The organism is Streptomyces sp. NPDC002926 (assembly GCF_053591755.1).
Genome location: NZ_JBSFUK010000011.1, coordinates 163,268 through 185,711, shown reverse-complemented (window position 1 = coordinate 185,711; position 22,444 = coordinate 163,268). Strand labels below are relative to the sequence as shown.

The following is a 22,444-nucleotide window of genomic DNA, read 5'->3' as shown; positions in this document are numbered from 1 at the left end:
GCCGCTGGCGGCGGGGGGGTACTTGGCGCCCGCCTGGCTTACGCGGCCGCCGTGGGGGTTGTCGGCCCTCCGGGGCGCCCCCCCCCCCGGGGGGGGGGGGCGGGCCTCTCCGTATGCGTACGGCTCAGTCCTCGCCGAGATACGTCTTGCGGACGTTCTCGTCGTGCAGCAGGTCCTGGCCGGTGCCCGTCAGCTTGATCTCGCCGACCTCCATCACATGGCCGTGGTCGGCCAGCGAGAGGGCGGCCTGGGCGTTCTGCTCGACGAGCAGGATGGTGGTGCCCTGGGACTTCAGCTCGACGATGGTCTCCATGATCTTCTGCATCATGATCGGGGAGAGACCCATCGACGGCTCGTCCAGCATCAGCAGCTTCGGCTGCGACATGAGCGCGCGGCCCATCGCCAGCATCTGCTGCTCGCCGCCCGAGAGCGTGCCGGACGCCTGCTTCCTGCGCTCTCCCAGGATGGGGAAGAGGTCGTAGGCGCGCTGGATGTCCCTTTCGATCCCCGCCTTGTCGGTGCGCAGGAACGCACCGAGCTGGAGGTTCTCGGCGATCGTCAGCCGCGGGAAGATGTGCCGTCCCTCGGGCGAGTGGGCCAGGCCCAGCGCGACGATCTTGTGGGCCGGAACGCCGCTCAGCGGCTTGCCGTCGAAGATGATCCGGCCGCCGGAGGGCTTGAGCAGCCCGGACAGCGTCCGCAGGGTGGTGGTCTTGCCCGCACCGTTGGTGCCGATGAGGGTGACGACCTGGCCGGCCTCGACGCTGAAGGAGATGCCCTTGACGGCTTCGATCTTGCCGTAGGCGACCCTGAGGTCTTCGACCTCGAGCAGAGCGGTCACTGGGTTTCCCCTTCCGTGCTGGTGGTGCTCTGTGCCTCGGCGGCCTCTACCTCGGCCGCCTCCGCCGCGCCCGGATCGCCCTCGAAGGGCGTGCCGAGGTAGGCGGCGATGACCCGCTCGTCGCCCTGGACGACCGAGGGCGTGCCCTCGACCAGCTTCTCGCCCTGGACCAGGCAGGCGACGCGGTCGCACAGATTGAAGATGAAGCGCATGTCGTGCTCGATGACGAGTACGGCGATGCCCTGGTCCCGGATGGCGAAGATGAGTTCTTCGGTGACCCGGGTCTCCTGCGGGTTCATTCCGGCGGTGGGCTCGTCGAGGAGCAGCAGTCCGGGCTCGCTGGCCAGGGCGCGTGCGATTTCGAGCTTGCGCTGCTCGCCGTAAGGGAGGTTGCGGGCGAGGTGATCGGCCTTGTGTGCCAGGCCGATGAACTCCAGCAGCTCCATTGCCCGCTCGTGCGAGGCGGCTTCGGCCCTCTTGAAGCCGGGGCCGCGCAGCAGGGCGGACCAGAGACCTTCCTTGGTCCGGGTGTGGCGTCCGACGAGGACGTTCTCCAGGACCGTCATATTGGCGAAGAGCCGGATGTTCTGGAAGGTCCGGGCGACGCCTGCCTTGGTGACGAGGTGGGGCTTGGGCGGCAGGACGGTGCCCTTGTAGGTGACCTTGCCCTCGGTGGGGATGTACAGACCGGTGAGGCAGTTGAAGAAGGTGGTCTTGCCCGCGCCGTTGGGACCGATGAGGCCGACGATCTCGCCGGCCCGGACCGTGAGGTCGACCGAGCGCACGGCGGTGAGGCCGCCGAAGCGCATGGTGACTCCGCTGGCGTCCAGCACGGTTTCGGTCGTGGTGTTCGTGGTGGTGGTCGTCATGTCTTTCACGCCCCCGCCTTGGCGATGCCGACGCCGGAGTCCGGAAGGCCCTTGTCGGGTACGTCGAGTTGGTCGGTCTCGTGGAATTCGAGCTGGGCGCGGCGGTTGGCGATGAGGCCTTCCGGACGGAAGCGCATCAGCAGGATCAGCGCGATACCGAAGCCGAGGAGCTGGTAGTCCTGGAGGAACTGCAGCTTCGCCGGGATCATGTAGAGCAGCGTGGCGCCGATGAGCGGTCCGCTGATGGTGCCCATGCCGCCGAGGATGACGGCTGCCAGCAGGAAGGCGGAGTTGGGCGGGACCGGTCCGGCGAACTGGTACATCTCGGGGACCACGGTGTGCTGGACGTGAGCCTGCACGGTGCCGGCGAGGCCGGCCAGGGTGGCGCCGAGGGCGAACGCGATGAGCTTGACCCGGAAGCCGTTGATGCCCATGGCGGTTGCCGCGGTCTCGTCCTCGCGGATGGCGACCCAGGCCCGGCCGATACGGGAGCTGCCCGCCCGGCTGAAGACCAGGATGACCAGGATCATCGCGAGCAGCATCAGCAGGTAGTAGTTGGCGTAGCTGCCGAGTTCGACGCCCAGGACCGTGTGGGGCTCGCCGAAGTTGAACCCGAAGAACACCAGGTCCGGGATGTTCGGGATGCCGTTGGGACCGTTGGTGATCTGCGGTCCCGATACGCCGTCGAGGTTGCCCACGGTGATACGGAAGATCTCACCGAAGCCGAGGGTGACGATGGCGAGGTAGTCGCCGCGCAGTCGCAGGGTCGGAGCGCCGATGACGACTCCGAAGATCAGCGAGACGGCGGCGCCGGTGAGGACGGCGGCCCAGAACGGGAACTGCACGTCGAACGCGGACGCCGTGGTCCCGGAGACGAGTGCGGCGGTGTAGGCGCCGACGCCGAGGAAGGCGACGTATCCGAGGTCGAGGAGACCGGCGAGACCGACGACGATGTTCAGGCCCAGGGCGACGGTCGCGAAGATGAGAATGTTGACCGCGATGAGCGTGTACGTGTCGGTGTTCTGCGTGAACGGGAACGCCGCGGCCGAGACGAATGCGGCGATGAGCGTCACCTGGCGGTACTTGGCGGTGAGCCCTGAGAGCCGTCCGACGAGGCCTGCCTTGAAGAGCGCGGCGACGGCGAAGCCCATGGCGATGAGGTAGCCGGTGAACAGCTCGGCGTACTCGGTGTCGATGCCGTAGGTGACCACGTACATGCCGACGCCGAAGGAGCCGACGATGATCAGGATCTCGGCCCAGGAGGGGAGGGCCTTCGGCCGGGAGACCTCACGACTGTCGTCCGGCAGCATGAACGCCGTGGCGACAGGGATCGCGGAGGCCACGGCGGCGACGTAGCCGCCGGGCTCGAGGTTGATCACGCCGCCGAGCTCGACGGCGATGGCGATCACGGCGAACCAGGTGGTGCCGAAGGCGCCGAGGGCCAGCAGCTTCAGTGCCTTGGTGGTGCCGGCCGGCGCGAGCCAGCCCAGCCCCTTGATGCCCAGCGAGGCCAGCGCGTACAGGACGATGACCAGGCCCATGACCAGGGTCAGGACCTGCAGACCGCCGGGGTACCCGTAGACGGTGAGGTCTCCGGGGAACTCGCTGGTGTACGTCCAGGACAGGAAGGTGCTGGCGATCGTGGCGAGGCCGCCGATCGCGGTGAGCCAGCGGAGTGCGGTGGCACGTGCGGCGCTGTCCGCCGGGACGGCGTCGGCCGTTTTGGTGGTGTCGGTGGTCATGGTTCTCACGCCCGATCCGCGACGCGCTCACCGAGCAGACCCTGTGGCCTGACGAGAAGCACGACGATGAGAAGTACGAAAGCCCAGACGTTGGACCAGGCGCCGCCGCCGAGCTGCTGCATGCCGGGGATGTGCTCGATGTAGGCGATCGACAGCGATTCCGCGAGGCCCAGGACGATGCCGCCGACCATGGCGCCGTAGATGTTGCCGATGCCTCCGAGGACTGCGGCGGTGAACGCCTTCAGTCCGAGGATGAAGCCCATCTCGAAGTTGATCTGGCCCTTGTCCAGGCCGTAGGCGACCGCGGCGACCGCGGCGAACGCGGCGCCGATGGCGAAGGCCATCACGATGATGCGGTCGGTGTTGATGCCCATCAGCTTCGCGGTGTCCGGGTCCTGCGCGGTGGCCTGCATGGCACGGCCGCTGCGGCTCTTCGAGACGAAGATGCCGAGGCCGAGCATGCACAGCGGGGCGAGGACGAGGACGAAGGCGTCGGCGCGCTGGATCGACAGGTTGTCCAGGATCTTGAAGGACTCACCCGTGAACTCCGGGAAGCTCCTGGCCTTCTTGGCGTCCGGGTAGAAACCCCAGACGAGTTGCTGCAGGGCGATGGAAAGGCCGATCGCGGTGATCAGCGGGGCCAGCCGTGGCGCACTGCGCAGCGGCCGGTAGGCGAAGCGTTCCGCGGCGGTGGCGACGGCGACGGAGGCGATTGCGCCGCCGATGATCATGAGCGGTATCGCCACCAGAAGTGAGGTTCCGCTGGGGAGCCAGATGTAGGTGGTGAGGGCGCCGAAGCCCCCGATCATGAAGATCTCGCCGTGGGCGAAGTTAATGAGCTGGACGATGCCGTAGACCATGGTGTACCCGATGGCGATGAGGCCATAAAGGGCACCGAGGGCAAGGCCGTTGGCCAGCTGTTGCGGCAGTTCGTTCACCGCAGGGCCTCCGATGAGCGTGTCGGATATGACACCGCGCGAGGGCGCTTGTTGCGCCCTCGCGCGGTCTGGTTCATTTGGTGCGGGGCAATGCGGTGGATCAGTCCTTGAACGTGGCGCTCTTGACGTCCGCCCAGTTGTTGCCCTTGACGGAGTACACGGTGAGCTGCTTGTTCGTGGTGTCACCGAACTCGTCGAAGGCGACCTTGCCGGTCACACCGTCGAAGGAGACCTTGGACATGGCCTCGGTGACCTTGGCGCGGGCGTCGGCCGGCACCTTGCCGTCGTTGGCGGCGACGACAGCCTTGACGGCCTGGATGACGGCCCAGGCGGCGTCGTACGAGTAGCCGCCGTACGCCGCGTACGGGTCCTTGTAGCCGCCCGCCTTGTAGTCATCGATGAACTTCTTGGCGGTCGGGAGCTTCTCGACCGGGTAGCCGACGGACGTCGCGAGGTCGCCGTCGTTCGCCACACCGGAGGCCTTGATGAAGGCGGGGTCGTAGATACCGTCGCCACCCATGGTGGGGATCTTCGCTCCGGCCTTCTTGACCTGGTCGGAGAGGAGACCGCCCTCGGGGTACTGGCCACCGAAGTAGACCGAGTCCGCGCCGGAGGACTTGACCTTGTCGGCGGTGCTGGAGAAGTCGGTCTCCTTCACCGTGACGTGGTCGGTGCCGGCGATGGTGCCGCCGAGACGCTTGAACTCGTCGGAGAAGATCGCGGCGAGGCCGGCGCCGTAGGTCTGCTTGTCGTCGACGACGTAGACCTTCTTCTTCTTGGCGTCGTTGTACAGGTACTGGGCGGCGAACTTGCCCTGGACGACGTCCGTGGTGGCGGTGCGGAAGTACGTCTTGAACGTGCGCTTCTTCTCGCCCGAGCCCCACTTGTCGCCCTGGGTCAGCGACGGGTTGGTGTTGGCCGGAGAGACCTGGGTGAGGTTCGCCGTGTTGAAGACGCCCTGCATGGACTGCGAGACGCCGGAGTTCAGCGGGCCGACTACGCCCAGAACGTCCTTGTTGCCTACGAGCTTGGTGGCGTTGGCCTGACCGGAGGCAGGAATTGCCTGGTCGTCGTAGGATTCGACCTTGAATTCAATGCCGGGGACCTCGTTGTTCTTGTTCGCGGTCTTGGCGGCGAGGTCCACGGAGTTCTTGATCCCCTGGCCCAGTGCGGACAGCGAGCCGGTCAGCGGCGCGTCGACGCCGATGACCACAGTGGTCTTGTTGCCGCTGTCGGTCCCCTTGCTGTCGTCGCGCGAGCCGCAGGCGGAGAGTGTGAGTGCTCCCGTGGTGACCACGGTGGTGAGGATGAGCAAGGAACGCTTTCGCACGATAAATCCTTTCCCTGGCGCGCCACCTCTCCTGAGGTGCCGTTTGGTCGCCGGGCCGTACTGGGGGGTACACGGCCGTGCTGTGATGCGCCCGGCGGCTCGGTGACTGGCCGTGACTCTAAGGGCAGCCGACGGGGTCAGGGAGGCAGGGCGTCAGGATGTGACGTTCTTGTTATGCCAAGGCCAAGGATCCGTGGGGGGACTGTGGGCAGATCAGGCTTTCGGAGCCCCGGAGTTTCGACCACATGGTGAGAACGTGCAGTTCCGCTATGGGGATTGAGTTGATCTTGAGGCCGGTGGCGGACGGGGGGCGCGGAGAGCCCCGGCAAGATCGGCGGCGCGGGCCCGGTTGGCGGCGAAGCCCGGATTCTCGTTTACGCCGTTGTTACGTAGCGTTACGTCAAGGAGGGCCGGCCCCACCTCGCGGGGGACTCCCGCGCAGCTTCGCGCCAGTGGCTTGAAGGGTGACGCTGTGGGTCGTACCAGGGCGTATGCGCATGGCGGGGGGCCGGCCGGACGCTGGTCCGCGTCTTGGTGCCGGTCGGCGGGCGTCGTGACCGGTGACCGGTGATCGATGATCGGTGATCGGTGATTCGCGGGTGACGGCGCGTCGAAGGTGGCGGTGTGAAGACGCGGGCGCGGACGTCCGGTTGGCCGATCGGCCCCTCGTGCGTGATGCGCGCAGACGCGTGACGAGCCCGGATCGGGGTTCGGGTTCAGGCCGGTGCGGGACGAGCTGGGCCGCGGCGGGGGCCGGAGCGGTGGCCGCGGCGGCAGCGAGCGCGTGGTGAAGCCAACGAGCCGTCCGTTAATCGGTGTTGGCGTTGCAGACGATCCCGGGCGGCTCGGTGTGCGGACCGTGGACGCTTCTACCGGTCCGATGGTGCCGCTGATTTCGGCGGGCGCCAGTTCTCCGAGCTGCCGGTCGCGCCGTTCCGGGCGGCGCACTTCTGCCGGGCCCGGACGTCGATCAAGGTGAGGGCCGCGTCCCGGCCTTGGCGCTTTTCCTCGGCGCGGGCCGCGGCGACGATCTCCTCGTGGATGGCGTACTGCTCGTTGGACAGCCCCTTCTGCTCCCAGTCGATTCCCGACCACTTGCTGCCCTTGAGTGTCTCTTTCGCCCAGTAGGAGACGAGACTTGTGCATATATCGGCAGGCGAGGACTTCTGCGGTACGGGTGTTGGCGTGGTGGGCTGCCCGGACGAGGAGGATTCCGTGCAGCCCGCCACGGCAAGCGTGACCAGAAGCGCGTAGGTGGCGTACCCGACCGGGATGTGCGGCTTGGTCCCCATGGGGGCAAGCTAGGCCGTCACGATCCGTGGCACAACAAGCCTGCGGATGATCAGCCGCTGATCGCGGCCGGCCCGTCGGAGTCACGCAGCAGACAGGTGAGCCGGGCCGTACAGACCCGCTTCTCCTGCTCGTCGGTGATGACGATCTCGTACGTGGCGGTGGAGCGGCCGCGGTGCACCGGTGTGGCGATTCCGGTGACCAGGCCGGAGCGGACGCCGCGGTGGTGGGTGCAGTTCAGGTCCACGCCGACGGCGATCTTGGAGGTCCCGCCGTGCAGCATCGAGCCGATCGAGCCGAGGGTCTCGGCCAGCACGGCGGACGCGCCGCCGTGCAGGAGACCGTAGGGCTGGGTGTTGCCTTCGACCGGCATCGTGCCGACGACCCGCTCGGCCGAGGCCTCGAGGATCTGCACGCCCATGCGCCGGCCCAGATGTCCGGCGGAGAAGAGCGCGGGCAGATCGACCCCGAGCGCGGCGTATTCGTCGATGACCTCTTGCGGGAATTTCACATTGGTCTGCTCGCCCATGGGGTCCGGCTCCGATCGTCTGTACGTTGCGTGCTGTGTGCACCGTCTTATCAGATGCCTGAGCGAACGCTTAGACGGGAGGCCTCATTCCCCGTGCTCGAAACGGATCACCACGGACTTGCTCGCCGGGGTGTTGCTGGTGTCCGCCGTGGAGTCCAGCGGCACCAGCACGTTGGTTTCCGGGTAGTACGCGGCCGCGCAGCCACGGGCAGTGGGGTAGTACACCACCCGGAAACCGGGGGCACGCCGCTCCACGCCGTCCTTCCACTCGCTGACCAGATCGGTGTACGAGCCGTCCGCCAGGCCCAGCCCGCGAGCGTCCTCGGGGTTCACCATGACCACCCGGCGACCGCCCTTGATACCGCGGTAGCGGTCGTCGAGGCCGTAGATCGTGGTGTTGTACTGGTCGTGCGAGCGCAGCGTCTGCAGCAGCAGCCGGCCGACGGGCAGCTCGGGAAACTCGACGGGCGCGGCGGTGAAATTGGCCTTGCCGGTGGCCGTGGGGAAGCGGCGTTCGTCGCGCGGAGCGTGGGGGAGTGTGAAGCCGCCGGGATTGGCGATCCTGGTGTTGAAGTCCTCGAAGCCGGGCACCACGCGCGCGATGCGGTCGCGGATGGAGCCGTAGTCCTTCTCGAAGTCCTCCCAGGGCGTGACCGAGCCGGGGCCGAGCACGGCACGCGCCATCCGGGCCACGATGGCCGGCTCGGACAGCAGATGGGGGCTCGCCGGGGGGAGATTGCCGCGTGAGGCGTGCACCATGCCCATCGAGTCCTCGACGGTCACGAACTGTTTGCCCCCTGCCTGTACGTCCTTGTCGGTACGCCCGAGGGTGGGCAGGATCAGCGCCCTGGTGCCGGTGACGGCGTGCGAGCGGTTCAGCTTCGTCGACACATGCACCGTGAGGCGGGCCTTGCGCATCGCGGCCTCGGTCACTCCGGTGTCCGGCGTCGCGCCGACGAAATTGCCGCCCATGGCGAAGAAGACCTTCGCCTCGCCGTCGCGCAGCGCCTGAATGGACCGTACGACGTCGAAGCCGTGATGGCGCGGCGGAACGAAGCCGAACTCCTTCTCCAAGGCGTCCAGGAAGGCCGGGGCAGGCCGCTCGAAGATGCCCATGGTGCGGTCGCCCTGGACATTGGAGTGCCCGCGCACGGGGCAGACGCCGGCGCCCGGGCGGCCGATGTTGCCGCGCAGCAGAAGGAAGTTGACCACCTCACGGATGGTCGGCACGGCATGTTTGTGCTGGGTCAGACCCATCGCCCAGCAGACGATGGTGCGCTTCGACGCCAGGACCATCGCGAGCGTCTGCTCGATCACGGCGCGTTCGAGGCCGGTCGCGACGAGGGTCTCGTCCCAGTCGGCGGCACCGGCCGCGGCCACGAACTCCTCGTAGCCATGGGTGTGTTCGCGTACGAACGCCTCGTCGACGGCCCCGTCCGTCTCGAGTATCAGCTTGTTCAGCAGCCGGAAGAGTGCCTGGTCGCCGCCGATGCGGATCTGCAGGAAGAGGTCGTTGAGCGCGACGCCCTTGAACATGCCGCGCGGGGTCTGCGGATTCTTGAACCGCCCAAGGCCGGCCTCGGGCAGCGGATTCACCGAAATGATCTTCGCGCCCGCCGCTTTGGCCTTCTCCAGGGCCGAGAGCATCCGGGGATGGTTGGTGCCGGGGTTCTGCCCGGCGACGATGATCAGGTCCGCCTCGTGGATGTCCTCCAGCGAGACGCTGCCCTTGCCGATGCCGATCGTCTCGGTGAGCGCCGAGCCGGAGGACTCGTGGCACATGTTCGAGCAGTCGGGAAGATTGTTGGTGCCGAATTCGCGGGCGAAGAGCTGGAACAGGAACGCCGCTTCGTTGCTGGTGCGGCCCGAGGTGTAGAAGAGCGCCTCGTCGGGCGATGCCAGCGCCGTGAGCTCCTCCGCGATGATCGCGAAGGCTCGCTCCCAGGTCACCGCCTCGTAGCGGTCGGCGCCTTCCGGCAGGTACATCGGCTGCGTGATACGGCCCTGCTGCCCCAGCCAGTACCCGCTGCGCGAGGCGAGGTCCGCGACGGGATGCGCGGCGAAGAAGTCCGGCGTGACCCGGCGCAGCGTCGCCTCCTCGGCGACCGCCTTCGCGCCGTTCTCACAGAACTCCGCCATGTGCCGCTTGTCGCCCTCGGGCCAGGCGCAGCCCGGACAGTCGAAGCCGTCCTTCTGATTGACCTTGAGCAGGGTCTGCGCCGTGCGGCGCACTCCCATCTGCTGCTGGGCGATGCGCAGGGTGTGCCCGATGGCGGGAAGACCGGCCGCCGCCTGATGCGGGGCCGCGACCTGCGGCGCGTCCTGGACCGGGTCACCAATGGGAGGCTTGCTGGCCATCGCGCTCTCCTTCGAGCCTGCGTCGTGCTGTGGGCCCCGATCCTGCCACGGTCGGGAATGTCAGTGGTACGTGGCAGGATCGTGACCGTGGCTGAGACGGCATCGAAGAAGACCCCAGACAACCGACCGCGCCTGCTCCTCATGGACGGGCACTCCTTGGCGTACCGGGCGTTCTTCGCGCTGCCCGCGGAGAATTTCACGACCGCGACCGGTCAGCCGACCAACGCCATCTACGGCTTCGCGTCGATGCTGGCGAACACGCTGCGCGACGAGTCGCCCACGCATTTCGCGGTGGCTTTCGACGTCTCGCGCAAGACGTGGCGCTCGCAGGACTTCCCCGAGTACAAGGCGAACCGCTCCAAGACCCCGGACGAGTTCAAGGGCCAGGTCGAGCTGATCGGTGAGCTCCTGGACACCATGAACGCCGTGCGGTTCGCGGTGGACGGCTTCGAGGCGGACGACATCATCGCCACCCTCGCCACCCAGGCCGAGGCCGCCGGCTTCGACGTGCTGATCGTCACCGGCGACCGCGACTCCTTCCAGCTGGTCAGCGAGCACACCACCGTGCTCTACCCCACCAAGGGCGTCTCCGAGCTGACCCGCTTCACCCCGGAGAAGGTCGAGGAGAAGTACGGCCTCACGCCTCAGCAGTACCCGGACTTCGCCGCCCTGCGGGGCGACCCCTCGGACAACCTGCCGGGCATCCCGGGTGTCGGTGAGAAGACCGCCACGAAGTGGATCAGCCAGTTCGGTTCGTTCGCGGAGCTGATGGAGCGCGCCGACGAGGTCAAGGGCAAGGTCGGACAGGCCCTCCGCGACCACCTGGACTCCGTCAAGCTCAACCGCCACCTCACCGAGCTGGTGCGGGACGTGGAGCTGCCGAAGGCCGTCGCCGACCTCGAGCGCGCGCCGTACGACAGGAGCGCGCTGAAGGGCTTCCTGGAGGTCCTGGAGATCCGCAACCCGAGCCTGCGCGAGCGGCTCCTCGCGGTCGACCCGGGCGCCGAGGAGGAGGAGGCCCCGGCCCCCGCCGCCGGCGTCGAGCTGGACGGCACGGCGCTCTCCACCGGCGAGCTCGCACCCTGGCTCGTCCGGCACGGCGGGCAGCCGCTCGCCGTGGCCACCGTCGACACCTGGGCACTGGGCACCGGCAGCGTCGCCGAGATCGCGCTCGCCACGGCCGCGGGACCTGCCGCCTGGTTCGACCCCACCCAGCTGAACGAGGCCGACGAGCGGGCCTTCGCCGACTGGCTCGCGGACGCCGGCCGACCGAAGGTCATGCACAACGCCAAGGGCGCCATGCGGGTCTTCCCCGAGCACGGCTGGAGCGTCGACGGCGTCACCATGGACACCGCGCTCGCCGCCTATCTGGTCAAGCCCGGCCGCCGCTCCTTCGCGCTGGACGCGCTCGCCGTCGAGTATCTGGGCCGTGAGCTCGCCCCGGCCGCCGCCGACGGCCAGCTCGCCTTCGGCTCGGACGAACAGGCCGAGGCCGACGCCCTGATGGCGCAGGCCCGCGCGGTCCTCGACCTCGGCGAAGCGTTCACCGCGCGGCTGATCGAGGTCGGTGCGGCCGACCTGCTGCACGATATCGAGCTGCCCACCTCGGAGCTGCTGGCCCGGATGGAGCGGCACGGCATCGCGGCCGACCGCTCCCATCTGGAAGCGATGGAGCAGCAGTTCGCGGGCGCGGTGCAGCAGGCGGTGAAGGAGGCGCACGCCGCCGTCGGGCACGAGTTCAACCTCGGCTCGCCCAAGCAGCTGCAGGAAGTCTTCTTCGGGGAGCTGAATCTCCCCAAGACCAAGAAGACCAAGACCGGTTACACCACCGACGCGGACGCGCTGGCCTGGCTGGCGGCCCAGACCGAGCACGAGCTGCCGGTCATCATGCTGCGCCACCGTGAACAGGCCCGGCTGCGCTCCACTGTCGAGGGCCTGATCAAGACGATCGCGGCCGACGGCCGTATCCACACCAGCTTCAGCCAGATCGTGGCGGCGACCGGCCGGCTCTCCTCCACCGACCCGAACCTGCAGAATGTGCCGGTGCGCACGGACGAGGGCCGGGCCATCCGTCATGGCTTCGTCGTCGGCGAGGGCTTCGAGTCGCTGATGACCGCCGACTACAGCCAGATCGAGCTGCGCGTGATGGCGCATCTGTCGGAGGACGAAGGTCTGCTGGAGGCGTTCGCCTCCGGTGAGGACCTGCACACCACCGTCGCCTCCCAGGTGTTCGCCGTGGAGCGGTCCGCGGTCGACGCGGAGATGCGCCGCAAGATCAAGGCCATGTCGTACGGACTGGCGTACGGCCTCTCGGCGTTCGGCCTCTCCCAGCAGCTGAACATCGAGGCGGCCGAGGCGCGCGGCCTGATGGACACCTACTTCGAGCGGTTCGGCGGAGTCCGCGACTATCTGCGCCGCGCCGTCGACGAGGCCCGCGCCACGGGATACACGGAGACGATGCTCGGCCGACGCCGCTATCTCCCCGACCTCAACAGCGACAACCGCCAGCGCCGCGAGGCCGCCGAGCGGATGGCGCTCAACGCCCCGATCCAGGGCACGGCCGCGGACATCGTGAAGATCGCGATGCTGAACGTGGACCGGGCCCTGCGCGAGGCGAAGCTCTCCACCCGGCTGCTGCTCCAGGTCCACGACGAAATCGTCCTGGAGGTCTCGCCCGGCGAGCGCGACCGGGTGGAGGAACTGGTCCGCAGAGAGATGTCCTCGGCCGTGTCCCTGCGCGCACCGCTGGACGTCTCGGTCGGCGCCGGCGCCGACTGGGAGTCCGCCGCGCACTGACCGGACCGTGTGCCTTCCGGCTCGGGATCAGCCCGATCCCCTGCCGGAAGGCACCGGCGGCAGCGAGGAGCCGGGAGCGTCCGCGCGCGAGCGGTGCCGCAGCCGCACCCCCACGGCATACAGCACTAGCCCCAGGGCGAGACCCGCGCCGGCCCCGAAGCACGCCGTCGGGATGATGTCGAGCGGCGTGTGGATCTCCCCCCAGTACGCGTACCAGCGCAGACACCGGTGCACGACCCCGGCCGCCACGCACCCCGCCAGCAGCGCCCAGGCCCACCACCGCTCCCGCCCGTGCAGTACGGGGAGGGAGTCGGGCGCCTGGGAGCGGGGCTGCCGCCACAGGGCGGACCCGGTGAACCAGGCGAGCACCAGCAGGGCGAGCGCGGAGCCGCCGTACTGGAAGTAGAGATACATCGGGAAGCCCGCCACCACCTCGCCGAGCAGCGGGAAGACCCTCATGCCCCAGCGGTCCAGATGCGTGAAGCTGTCCCACACCACATGGGTGGTCGATCCGAGGACGGCCGAGACATAGAACAGGGCTGCGAGCGCGGGGAGTCCACGCCCATGCCAGTCCTGTCCCCGGACGAAGGCGTAGGCCCTGCCGCGCCACGCGTGCGGCGCCAGGGCCAGCAGCGGCTCGCGCAGCAGAAGCCACAGCCCCGTCAGCGCCGCGGCGATCAGCACGTCCACCGTGAAGATGCCGATCACCGAGTGCGTCACATCGCCGAACTCCATGGCGCCCGGGATCGCGGTGTCCGCGAAGTAGGTCATGTCGGGGGCGAACGAGCCGGCGACGAGGGCCGACGCGACGAGCGGTCCGCGCGCGGTCCCGTCTCTCCTGATGCCCGGCAGCACCGCCGCGGCATGGCTCAGTGTGAACGGCATGGTGTCCCCCTGGACCGTCGTCGATCAATTCCGCCCAGTATGCGTGATGTTGCTGATCCGGAATCCGGGCGACCGGGAGGTGTCGACAGGGTGAAATACGGTCAAGGTCCGGTGTTCCGGGGCCCGTAGTTGTCGTAGGGTCACGTGAGTCCGCGCTGGGGAGCGCGAACAACCGCCGACGGGGAGGGAACAGACGTATGGCAGCGCAATTCGGCCGCCGACTGCGCAAGGGAGCGACGACGACCGCGGTTGCCGCGGTTGCCGTGGCCGCACTCTCCGCCTCGCAGGCGCCCGGCGTCACGCACGCCGCCTCGGGCGGCAGTCGGGAAGCGTCCGATGCGACCCCGCCCCCCGGCACCCCGGTCACCGGCAACTCCCCGTACTACACCGACCTTCCGCCGCTGAACACGCCTGACAAACCGGATACTTCGATAGATCTGCCCGCGACAGGTACGGCCGAAGCGGGCATACCGGCCACCGTCCTCGCGGCCTACAAGCAGGCCGAGCGGACCATCGCGGGCTCGGACCCCGGCTGCCACGTCCCGTGGCAACTGCTCGCCGCGATCGGCAAGGTGGAGTCCGGACAGGCTCGCGGCGGCAACGTCGACGCCAACGGCACCACGCTCTCCCCGATCCTCGGCCCGGTCCTCAACGGCGTCGGCTTCGCGAACATATCGGACACCGACAACGGCGCCTACGACGGCGACGCGACGCACGACCGCGCGGTCGGCCCGATGCAGTTCATCCCCTCCACCTGGGAAAAGTGGGGCGAGGACGCCAATAGCGACGGACGCAGGGACCCCAACAACGTCTATGACGCCGCGCTCGCCGCGGGACGCTACCTCTGCGCCGACGGCCGCGACCTGGCGGTCAAGGCCCACCTCGACCGCGCGATCCTCGGCTACAACCACTCGCAGGAGTATCTGCGTACGGTCCTGTCCTGGTTCGAGTACTACAAGCGCGGCACCCATGGGGTGCCGGACGGCACCGGTGTGCTGCCGGTCGGCAGGACACCCGACAGTTCGGTGCCCGCGCCGACCCACATTCCCACGCCGACCCCGTCCACTCCCGGCAGCACCGGCCCGACCCCGACCCCGACTCCCTCGCCGTCGAAGCCGGGTGGCCCGGGCGGAAAGCCCAGTCCGACCCCGACCCCCACGCCGCCGCCGAGCCCTTCGCCCGTCACCCGTCTCGAGGACGCGGGCACCGCGGAGCTGGACGCCATGGCCGGCCACGAGTTCACCGCGCGGCCCACGGTGCGGGTGAAGAACGCCGCAGGCCGGGCCGTCCCGCTGCAGGCCGTGGGCTTCGAGATCGTCGGCGACACGGATGCCCTTTTCGCCGGCGGGAAGAAGAGCGTCGTCCTCCACACCGGCGCGGACGGAACAGTCATGGCGCCGGTCCTCCAGGCCGGTGAGAAGACCGGCACGTTCACGGTCCGGGCCAAGGTGGTGGGCCCACGGGTGCCCGTCGTCGACTTCACCGCGACCGTCACAGTCCGGGCCGCGGACGCGATCGCCAGGACCGGGGAAAAGGTTCTGACTGCCGCCCCCGGCACCGAGTTCGCAGACGCCGCCGAGGTCAAGGCCACCTATAAGGGCGCCATCGCCTCGGGTGTGGCGGTGACCGCCACCATGATCACCGCCGCGGACAACCCGGCAGTCAACGACAAGGGTCCGTACTTCAAGGACGCCGACGGCAAGACGGTCCGCACGCTCACCGAGCTGAAGACCGATGCCAACGGAGTCCTGAAGCTGCCGAAGATCTATGCGGACGATGCGACGGGTACCTTCCTGCTCCGTCTCACCACTGCCGGCGGCGCGACCGTGACCATTGAGCTCAAGGTCGCCGTACCGGCTGCCTGACCCGGCCGCCGGACCCGCCGTACAGCGTTCCCGCACCGCCCCTCTGCCGTGACAGGGCAGAGGGGCGGTGTGATGTGCCGGCGGTGCAACGTGTTCTCATCTCGCGGCCGGATTGCTACGGTGCCCCCGTCCTGACGCCGTATCAGGTCCGTATCGGATACGGCTCGATCCGATCCGATCCGATCCGATCCGATCCGATCCGGTTCGGATACGGGTCCGATCCGAACTTCCCGGGAGGCCGAGCATGCGTGCCCTCGTCGCCGCCGCCCTCGGGCTGGCCGCCGCCCTCGCCCTCGTCCTCACCATCACCGCGATCGGCGCACCTCCCGGCGAGACCTCGCCCGAGCCGCTGCTGACCACCGTCCCGGGCCCCAAGAAGTAGGAGGGCCGGACCATGCGCCGCAGAGCCAGCCTCGTACTCCTCGCCTTCGCCGTCTTCTTCGCCGCGCTCTCACCACTGCTGCGCTGGTACGCCTTCCCTCGGCTGGTGAAGATCCCGCCCAGCCAGTACCAGGAGATGGTGCTGGAGGCGAAGCCCGCGACCCTGCTCGACTACGGCACCCTGCAGGCGAAGCAGGTCGAGAAGGTCACCATCGTGCAGACCCTCAAGGGCAATGTGGAGGAGTCCGAGAAGATCGAGCGCAGCGCCGGCCGTGACGTCGTCGTCTGGGACTCGCTCTCCTACGTCCAGGGGCCCGACGGCAAGATGGTCTCCCAGATCCCCGAGCGCTACATCTTCGACGCACACAGCCAGGCGCCCGTGCACGCCACCGGCGAAATGGTCGACGGCGACGCGGTGCGGCGCGAGGGAATCGAGTTCAAGTGGCCGTTCCTCACCGAGAAGCGGGACTACCGGTACTTCGACGCCCAGGCCCGTACGTCCGCGCCCATCCACTACAAGGGGACGAAGAAATTCCGCGGGCTCGACGTCTACTACTTCGAGCAGACCGTCCCGTGGACCAAAGTGCCGTACCCGAAGAAGATGCCGATTCCCGGCGTCGACGCGACCACGCTGGAAAAGCAGACCGGCACCACCCGCTGGTACACCACCAAGCGGATGTTCTGGGTCGACCCGGTCACCGGCGGTCCCGTGAACGGCGAGGAGATCCACCGGGAGGAACTGCGCGGCGGCACGCTGCTGGGCGGCCGGGACAAAGTGACCGCGTTCGCCGGGCATGTGAGGATGCGCCCGGACTATGTGAACTCCACCGTCGAACTGGTCAAATCGCAGCGGCAGTTGGTGCTGCTGACGACCTCGTACCTGCCCTGGGGCTTCCTGATCCTGGGCGGTGGACTGCTGGCCCTCGCGCTGGTCCTCGAGGCGCGCGGCCGGCGGCCGCGCGCCCCGGCCGAGGAGCGCGAGCCGGAGCCGGTCCCCGCCTGACCGCCCCCTGCGCCCCGGGACCAGCCCCGGATCAGCTGAACAGCCCGGGATCCGCTCCGGATCGGCCCCGGATCAGCTTCGGGCATCCCTGCCGAGCCGCGCCTTGGTGTGCCGGGTCGGCTCCGCCGTTGACGGGTCCTCGGGCCAGGGATGCTTGGGGTAGCGACCGCGCAACTCGGCCCGTACGGACCGGTATCCGCCCTTCCAGAAGGACGCCAGATCCGCGGTGACCGCCGCGGGCCGTCCGGCGGGGGAGAGCAGATGCACCACCACCGGCACGCCCGAGACCGTAGGAGTCTCCCGAAGACCGAACAGTTCCTGGAGCTTCACGGCCAGGACCGGCTGAGCCCCGCCGTACTCCACCCGGATCCGCGAGCCGCTCGGCACCTCGATCCGCTCCGGCGCCAGCTCATCGAGCCGGGCCGCGTCGCCGCTCGCCCATGGCAGCAGACGCTGCAGCGCCTGACCGGCCTGGATACGCCCGAGATCGGCCCGCCGCCGGGCCCTGGACAACTCCGGTTCCAGCCACTCATCGGTGCGGTCCAGCAACGCGGCGTCCGACATATCCGGCCAGGGCGCGCCCAGCTCCCGGTGCAGAAAGGCGAGGCGCTCGCGCAGGCTCTGAGACTCCCGCGTCCAGCGCAGCAACCCGAGCCCTTCGCGCCCCAGCCCCTCGAGCAGGGCTTCGCGTACCGGAGCGGCATCCGGATTCTTCAGCGCGCGCACGGAGAGCTCGACGGCCCCGAGCCGCTCCACCTCGCGGGCGACGACATCGCCGTTCTCCCAGTGGACCTCCTCGCCCGCGACGAGCAGATGCGATGCGGCAGTACGCGCCGTGTCCTCGTCGATGACGGCGGCGAGGCGCACACGCGCCGAGGCGGCGTGCGCGGGCCGGTCCGCGACGGCGACGGCGAGCCAGGACGCGCTGCGCAGCCGCGACCCGTCGGCGAGCTCGCCCCCGGTCCCGGAGGCCATCAGAAACGCGCCCTCGCCCCGGGCACGGGCCACCCGCTCGGGAAACGTGAGCGCCGCGACGAGGCCGGCGACGGCGTCGTCGGAACCAAGCCCCGCCGGCGGTTGAGGCGCGGAGTCCGGGGCAGAGCCCCGCCTGCTGCCGAGCCGCGAAGTGTCTGAGGAGGAAGTGTCTGAGGAGGAAGCGCCGGAAGAGGAAGGGGCGGGGTGGGGATCCGGCAGCGACGACGCCAGCCGCCGGGCCTCCTGTCGCCAGCGCCCCGCATACCCGTCGCCACCACGGCGCGCCGTGCGCCAGGCCGCGGCCAGGTCGTCGCCGTACTCCCGCGGCGGCTCCTCACTGAGCAGCGCGACCACCTCGGCCGCCCGGCGCGCGCCCACCTCATGCGCGCCGTCCAGCAGCGCCCGCGCCAGCCGCGGATGCAGGCCCAGCCGGGCCATCCGCACGCCCCGCTCGGTCGCCCGGCCCGCCGCGTCCAGCGCGCCGATCGCGGTGAGAACCGCATGCGCCGCGGCCAGTGCGCCGGCCGGAGGCGGGTCGAGCAGCGCCAGGCCGGAGGCCGTCGGATCGCCCCAGCACGCCGCCTGCAGCGCGAACGCCGTCAGGTCGGCGACCTTGATCTCGGGAGACGGGAAGCGAGTCAGCCTGGCGTCCTCCGCCTCGGTCCAGCAGCGGTACACCGTGCCCGGAGCCTCGCGGCCGGCCCGCCCCGCGCGCTGCCGCGCCGTCGCCTGCGAGGCCCGCAGCGTGGTCAGCGCGCTCAGGCCCCGTGCGTGATCGGTACGCGGCTCGCGCGCCAGACCCGCGTCCACGACGATCCGCACTCCCGGCACCGTCAGGCTCGATTCCGCGACCGAGGTGGCCAGCACCACCCTCCGTCCTTCCGAAGAGCCCGCGAGCACCGCGTCCTGCACCGCCGCCGGGGCCCGCCCGTGGACCTGGAGCACCTCCGCCCCCACCTCCGCCAACTGCCCCGCGACCCGGCCGATCTCACCCACTCCGGGAAGGAAACACAACACATCGCCCGCGCGCTCGGCCAGCGCCCGCCGCACCACCGAGGCCACATGCGTCAGCAGCGCCGGATCGACCCGCATGCCGTGCGGCGGCCGCACGGGCCGCGGCGGCGGAGCCCAGACCACTTCCACCGGATGCGCGACCCCGGCCGCCTCCACCACCGGCGCATCGCCGAGCAGCCGCGCCCAGCCCTGCGCGTCCGTGGTCGCCGAGGCCGCGACCAGCCGCAGCTCCGGCCGCAGCGCGGCCCGTACATCCAGCAGAAACGCGGCCACCGTGTCCGCGTCCAGATGCCGCTCGTGGCACTCGTCGAGGATCACCACGTCGACCCCGGCCAGCTCCTGGTCGCGCTGCAGCCTCTGCAGCAGCACACCGGTGGTCACGACCTCCACCACCGTCCCGCGCCCCACGACCCGCTCCCCGCGCACGGTGAAACCGACGTTCCCGCCGACCTGCTCGCCGAGCAGCCACGCCATCCGCCGGGCCGCGGCACGCGCCGCGATCCGCCGCGGCTCGGCGACCACCACACGCCGCACAGGACCGCCACCCACCAGCCCGGACAGCACCAGCGGCACGAGCGTGGTCTTGCCGGTCCCGGGCGGCGCGCACAGCACCGCGCAGCCGTGCGTGTCGAGCGCACGCCCGAGCGCGGGTACGGCGCTCTGTACGGGCAGGCCGGCGAGGACGTCTTCGCGGATCACCGCCCCAGTCTCGCAAGATGCCGGGACGGCTGATTCGGAAGGTCGCGTTCAGTAGGTCGCGCCATGCCCCGACGGCGACGGCGACGGCGACGAGGACGAGGCACCACCGGCCCGCCTCAGTCGCGCTCGCAGACGAAGATCGCAGTCCCCGGGATCAGATGTCCGCGCAGCGGGGACCAGCCACCCCATTCCTGGCTGTTCCACGCGGGCCACTCCGGCTCGACCAGGTCCACCAGCCGGAAACCTCCCGCCACCACGTCCCGGACCCGGTCGCCGAGCGTCCTGTGGTGCTCGACGTAGACCGCGCGCCCCTGCTCGTCCTGTTCGACGTACGGAGTGCGGTCGAAGTACGAGGAGGCCACCGAGAGACCCTCGGGCCCCGGCTCGTCGGGGAAGGCCCAGCGGATCGGGTGCGTGACCGAGAAGACCCACCGCCCGCCCGGCCGCAGTACACGCCGTACCTCCTGGAAGACCTTCACCGGTTCGGTCACGAACGGAACCGCGCCGTAGGCCGAGCACGCCAGGTCGAAGGAGCCCTCCCGGAACGGCAGCGCCCCCGCGTCCGCCTCCACCAGCGGTACGCGGCCGGCAGTGTCGCCGATCCGGAGCGCGTGCTGGAGCTGACGGTGGGAGAGGTCCAGGGCCACCGGGCGCGCGCCCTGCGCGGCCAGCCAGCGCGAGCACTGTGCCGCGCCCGCGCCGATCTCGAGGACAGCGAGTCCCTTCAGCGACCCGGCGGGCCCCAGCAGACCGGCCTCCGCCTCGTCGAGACCTTCCGGCCCCCACACGAAACGGTCGTCCCCGAGGAACGCACCGTGCTCGGTCTGGTACTCGTCGGCGTTCCGGTCCCACCAGCCGCGGCTGGCGCGGCTGCTCTCCGAGTCCCCGGCGTTACGGCGGGTGGCTTCCGGCTCAAAATCTTGGAACATCGTCACCGTCGTTGTAGTTTGCGTTCAGCGCGACCACTGGCGGCCATGGTGGCCTCGGCGAACATTAGTTGTGCCGGGTATGGGACGTTCCGCCCCGGGTGTGCGCCTTCGCGCATTGACCGTGCCCGGCTGCCCCCGTATGCTACAAGTTGCGCTGCGGGCCTGCGCGCCTCAGACAGAGCAGGCCGCGCTCGCATCTGTATGCATGTCCCCTCGGTTCACGAGGCGCCGCCCAGGTTTCTTGGGTCGGCGCTTCCCAGGCTGTCCGGCTTCTGCAGCTGCGATACGGGCTCTCGGCGTAGCAGTACCTACGACTCACCGTCCGTACCGGAGCCCTTACCCACATGACGAGCAGCACCGAGACCACCGCCACCACTCCGCAGGTAGCGGTCAACGACATCGGTAACGAGGAAGCCTTCCTCGCCGCGATCGACGAGACGATCAAGTACTTCAACGACGGCGACATCGTCGACGGCGTCATCGTGAAGGTCGACCGGGACGAGGTCCTGCTCGACATCGGTTACAAGACCGAAGGTGTCATCCCGAGCCGCGAGCTCTCGATCAAGCACGACGTCGACCCGAACGAGGTCGTCAAGGTCGGCGACGAGATCGAAGCCCTTGTTCTCCAGAAGGAGGACAAGGAAGGCCGCCTGATCCTCTCGAAGAAGCGCGCTCAGTACGAGCGTGCCTGGGGCACCATCGAGAAGATCAAGGAAGAGGACGGCATCGTCACCGGTACCGTCATCGAGGTCGTCAAGGGTGGACTCATCCTCGACATCGGCCTCCGTGGCTTCCTGCCGGCTTCCCTCGTCGAGATGCGCCGCGTCCGCGACCTCCAGCCCTACGTGGGCAAGGAGCTCGAGGCGAAGATCATCGAGCTGGACAAGAACCGCAACAACGTGGTCCTGTCCCGCCGCGCCTGGCTCGAGCAGACCCAGTCCGAGGTTCGCCAGACGTTCCTCACCACCCTGCAGAAGGGTCAGGTCCGCTCCGGCGTCGTCTCCTCGATCGTCAACTTCGGTGCGTTCGTGGACCTGGGTGGCGTCGACGGTCTCGTCCACGTCTCCGAGCTCTCCTGGAAGCACATCGACCACCCCTCCGAGGTTGTCGAGGTCGGCCAGGAAGTCACCGTCGAGGTCCTCGACGTCGACATGGACCGCGAGCGCGTCTCCCTGTCGCTCAAGGCGACGCAGGAAGACCCGTGGCAGCAGTTCGCCCGGACCCACCAGATCGGTCAGGTCGTCCCGGGTAAGGTCACCAAGCTCGTTCCGTTCGGTGCGTTCGTCCGCGTCGACGAGGGCATCGAGGGTCTGGTCCACATCTCCGAGCTGGCCGAGCGCCACGTGGAGATCCCGGAGCAGGTCGTCCAGGTCAACGACGAGATCTTCGTCAAGGTCATCGACATCGACCTCGAGCGTCGTCGCATCAGCCTCTCGCTGAAGCAGGCCAACGAGTCCTTCGGTGCCGACCCGGCCTCGGTCGAGTTCGACCCGACGCTGTACGGCATGGCCGCGTCGTACGACGACCAGGGGAACTACATCTACCCCGAGGGCTTCGACCCGGAGACCAACGACTGGCTGGCGGGCTTCGAGACCCAGCGCGAGGCGTGGGAGACCCAGTACGCCGAGGCGCAGCAGCGCTTCGAGCAGCACCAGGCCCAGGTCATCAAGTCCCGCGAGGCCGACGAGGCCGCTGCCGCCGAGGGCGCTGCTGCCCCGGCCGGTGCTGGTGCCCCCGCCGGTGTCTCGGGCGGTTCGTACTCCTCGGAGTCGGACGACAACTCCGGCGCCCTGGCGTCGGACGAGGCCCTGGCTGCCCTGCGCGAGAAGCTGGCCGGCGGCCAGAGCTGACGCTCTGCCCCAGCTGGTGACTAGCTGAAAGTAAGGCCCGCTCCCCCTGGGAGCGGGCCTTACTTCATTCCGCACTGCTGCGTTCATTCCGTGGCGGCTCCTGCCGGGATGGCCGGCAGGTCCGGACCGGTTCGGTGCGAACCCCGCTCT

At 69.3% G+C, this 22,444-nt stretch carries 16 protein-coding genes; 5 read left to right on the top strand and 11 right to left on the bottom strand.

What is annotated here, in order from left to right:
• Positions 1 to 124: 124 nt before the first annotated feature.
• The 8 genes from ACWDZ6_RS19730 to ACWDZ6_RS19695 all read right to left on the bottom strand — a co-directional run bounded on the left by ACWDZ6_RS19730 (position 125) and on the right by ACWDZ6_RS19695 (position 9,897).
• On the bottom strand, positions 125 to 841 hold the full coding sequence (locus ACWDZ6_RS19730; RefSeq protein ID WP_366734540.1) for an ABC transporter ATP-binding protein: 717 nt from the start codon (positions 839 to 841) through the stop codon (positions 125 to 127).
• Positions 838 to 1,710, bottom strand: coding sequence for an ABC transporter ATP-binding protein (locus ACWDZ6_RS19725; protein ID WP_389184063.1), 873 nt, complete (start codon positions 1,708 to 1,710; stop codon positions 838 to 840). The genes ACWDZ6_RS19730 and ACWDZ6_RS19725 overlap by 4 nt, the downstream gene beginning before the upstream one ends.
• Before the next feature lie 5 nt (positions 1,711 to 1,715).
• On the bottom strand, positions 1,716 to 3,452 hold the full coding sequence (locus ACWDZ6_RS19720) for a branched-chain amino acid ABC transporter permease (RefSeq protein WP_451503883.1): 1,737 nt from the start codon (positions 3,450 to 3,452) through the stop codon (positions 1,716 to 1,718).
• A 5-nt stretch (positions 3,453 to 3,457) separates the two neighbouring features.
• Positions 3,458 to 4,390 carry a branched-chain amino acid ABC transporter permease gene (locus ACWDZ6_RS19715; RefSeq protein ID WP_326649246.1) on the bottom strand — a complete coding sequence of 311 codons (933 nt, stop codon included), beginning with the start codon at positions 4,388 to 4,390 and terminating at the stop codon, positions 3,458 to 3,460.
• Between the two features lie 100 nt (positions 4,391 to 4,490).
• Positions 4,491 to 5,720, bottom strand: coding sequence for a branched-chain amino acid ABC transporter substrate-binding protein (locus ACWDZ6_RS19710; RefSeq protein WP_326649245.1), 1,230 nt, complete (start codon positions 5,718 to 5,720; stop codon positions 4,491 to 4,493).
• Between the two features lie 869 nt (positions 5,721 to 6,589).
• Positions 6,590 to 7,012 carry a hypothetical protein gene (locus tag ACWDZ6_RS19705; RefSeq protein ID WP_451503882.1) on the bottom strand — a complete coding sequence of 141 codons (423 nt, stop codon included), beginning with the start codon at positions 7,010 to 7,012 and terminating at the stop codon, positions 6,590 to 6,592.
• Between the two features lie 50 nt (positions 7,013 to 7,062).
• Positions 7,063 to 7,539 carry a PaaI family thioesterase gene (locus ACWDZ6_RS19700; RefSeq protein ID WP_366734537.1) on the bottom strand — a complete coding sequence of 159 codons (477 nt, stop codon included), beginning with the start codon at positions 7,537 to 7,539 and terminating at the stop codon, positions 7,063 to 7,065.
• Between the two features lie 84 nt (positions 7,540 to 7,623).
• On the bottom strand, positions 7,624 to 9,897 hold the full coding sequence (locus tag ACWDZ6_RS19695) for an FdhF/YdeP family oxidoreductase (protein ID WP_451503881.1): 2,274 nt from the start codon (positions 9,895 to 9,897) through the stop codon (positions 7,624 to 7,626).
• 87 nt (positions 9,898 to 9,984) lie between these two features.
• Between ACWDZ6_RS19695 and polA the strand changes: the two genes are divergently transcribed.
• Entirely contained in the window at positions 9,985 to 12,693 is a 2,709-nt protein-coding gene (gene polA / locus ACWDZ6_RS19690) for a DNA polymerase I (protein WP_451503880.1), read from the top strand.
• 27 nt (positions 12,694 to 12,720) lie between these two features.
• Here polA and ACWDZ6_RS19685 read toward each other — a convergent pair whose 3' ends face one another.
• Positions 12,721 to 13,578: a DUF4184 family protein gene (locus ACWDZ6_RS19685; protein ID WP_451503879.1), complete on the bottom strand. Its 858-nt coding sequence runs from the start codon at positions 13,576 to 13,578 to the stop codon at positions 12,721 to 12,723.
• A gap of 197 nt (positions 13,579 to 13,775) precedes the next feature.
• On the opposite strand from ACWDZ6_RS19685, the gene ACWDZ6_RS19680 reads away from it, so the two are divergent.
• From ACWDZ6_RS19680 to ACWDZ6_RS19670, 3 genes are all read left to right on the top strand, one after another.
• Positions 13,776 to 15,443: a lytic murein transglycosylase gene (locus tag ACWDZ6_RS19680; RefSeq protein ID WP_451503878.1), complete on the top strand. Its 1,668-nt coding sequence runs from the start codon at positions 13,776 to 13,778 to the stop codon at positions 15,441 to 15,443.
• A 244-nt stretch (positions 15,444 to 15,687) separates the two neighbouring features.
• Positions 15,688 to 15,825 carry an SPW_0924 family protein gene (locus tag ACWDZ6_RS19675; RefSeq protein ID WP_451503877.1) on the top strand — a complete coding sequence of 46 codons (138 nt, stop codon included), beginning with the start codon at positions 15,688 to 15,690 and terminating at the stop codon, positions 15,823 to 15,825.
• A 12-nt stretch (positions 15,826 to 15,837) separates the two neighbouring features.
• Entirely contained in the window at positions 15,838 to 16,827 is a 990-nt protein-coding gene (locus ACWDZ6_RS19670) for a DUF3068 domain-containing protein (protein ID WP_451503876.1), read from the top strand.
• Between the two features lie 72 nt (positions 16,828 to 16,899).
• Here ACWDZ6_RS19670 and hrpB read toward each other — a convergent pair whose 3' ends face one another.
• Both hrpB and ACWDZ6_RS19660 read right to left on the bottom strand, forming a co-directional pair.
• The gene (gene hrpB / locus ACWDZ6_RS19665; protein WP_451503875.1) at positions 16,900 to 19,515 is read right to left on the bottom strand and encodes an ATP-dependent helicase HrpB; all 2,616 of its coding nucleotides are present in this window, start codon (positions 19,513 to 19,515) and stop codon (positions 16,900 to 16,902) included.
• Positions 19,516 to 19,631: 116 nt separating this feature from the next.
• A complete protein-coding gene (locus ACWDZ6_RS19660) occupies positions 19,632 to 20,444 on the bottom strand; it encodes a class I SAM-dependent methyltransferase (RefSeq protein ID WP_451503874.1) in 813 nt (270 codons plus the stop codon).
• 344 nt (positions 20,445 to 20,788) lie between these two features.
• Here ACWDZ6_RS19660 and rpsA point away from each other — a divergent pair, with 344 nt between their 5' ends.
• A complete protein-coding gene (gene rpsA, locus ACWDZ6_RS19655; RefSeq protein WP_451503873.1) occupies positions 20,789 to 22,294 on the top strand; it encodes a 30S ribosomal protein S1 in 1,506 nt (501 codons plus the stop codon).
• Positions 22,295 to 22,444 lie beyond the last annotated feature (150 nt).

Bases quoted from the DNA above. Each gene is read 5' to 3' on its own strand.
- ACWDZ6_RS19725 (WP_389184063.1), bottom strand. From the start codon at position 1,710: ATGACGACCACCACCACGAACACCACGACCGAAACCGTGCTGGACGCC.
- ACWDZ6_RS19720 (WP_451503883.1), bottom strand. From the start codon at position 3,452: ATGACCACCGACACCACCAAAACGGCCGACGCCGTCCCGGCGGACAGC.
- ACWDZ6_RS19705 (WP_451503882.1), bottom strand. From the start codon at position 7,012: ATGGGGACCAAGCCGCACATCCCGGTCGGGTACGCCACCTACGCGCTT.
- ACWDZ6_RS19700 (WP_366734537.1), bottom strand. From the start codon at position 7,539: ATGGGCGAGCAGACCAATGTGAAATTCCCGCAAGAGGTCATCGACGAA.
- ACWDZ6_RS19695 (WP_451503881.1), bottom strand. From the start codon at position 9,897: ATGGCCAGCAAGCCTCCCATTGGTGACCCGGTCCAGGACGCGCCGCAG.
- ACWDZ6_RS19685 (WP_451503879.1), bottom strand. From the start codon at position 13,578: ATGCCGTTCACACTGAGCCATGCCGCGGCGGTGCTGCCGGGCATCAGG.
- ACWDZ6_RS19680 (WP_451503878.1), top strand. From the start codon at position 13,776: ATGGCAGCGCAATTCGGCCGCCGACTGCGCAAGGGAGCGACGACGACC.
- ACWDZ6_RS19675 (WP_451503877.1), top strand. From the start codon at position 15,688: ATGCGTGCCCTCGTCGCCGCCGCCCTCGGGCTGGCCGCCGCCCTCGCC.
- ACWDZ6_RS19670 (WP_451503876.1), top strand. From the start codon at position 15,838: ATGCGCCGCAGAGCCAGCCTCGTACTCCTCGCCTTCGCCGTCTTCTTC.
- ACWDZ6_RS19660 (WP_451503874.1), bottom strand. From the start codon at position 20,444: ATGTTCCAAGATTTTGAGCCGGAAGCCACCCGCCGTAACGCCGGGGAC.
- rpsA (WP_451503873.1), top strand. From the start codon at position 20,789: ATGACGAGCAGCACCGAGACCACCGCCACCACTCCGCAGGTAGCGGTC.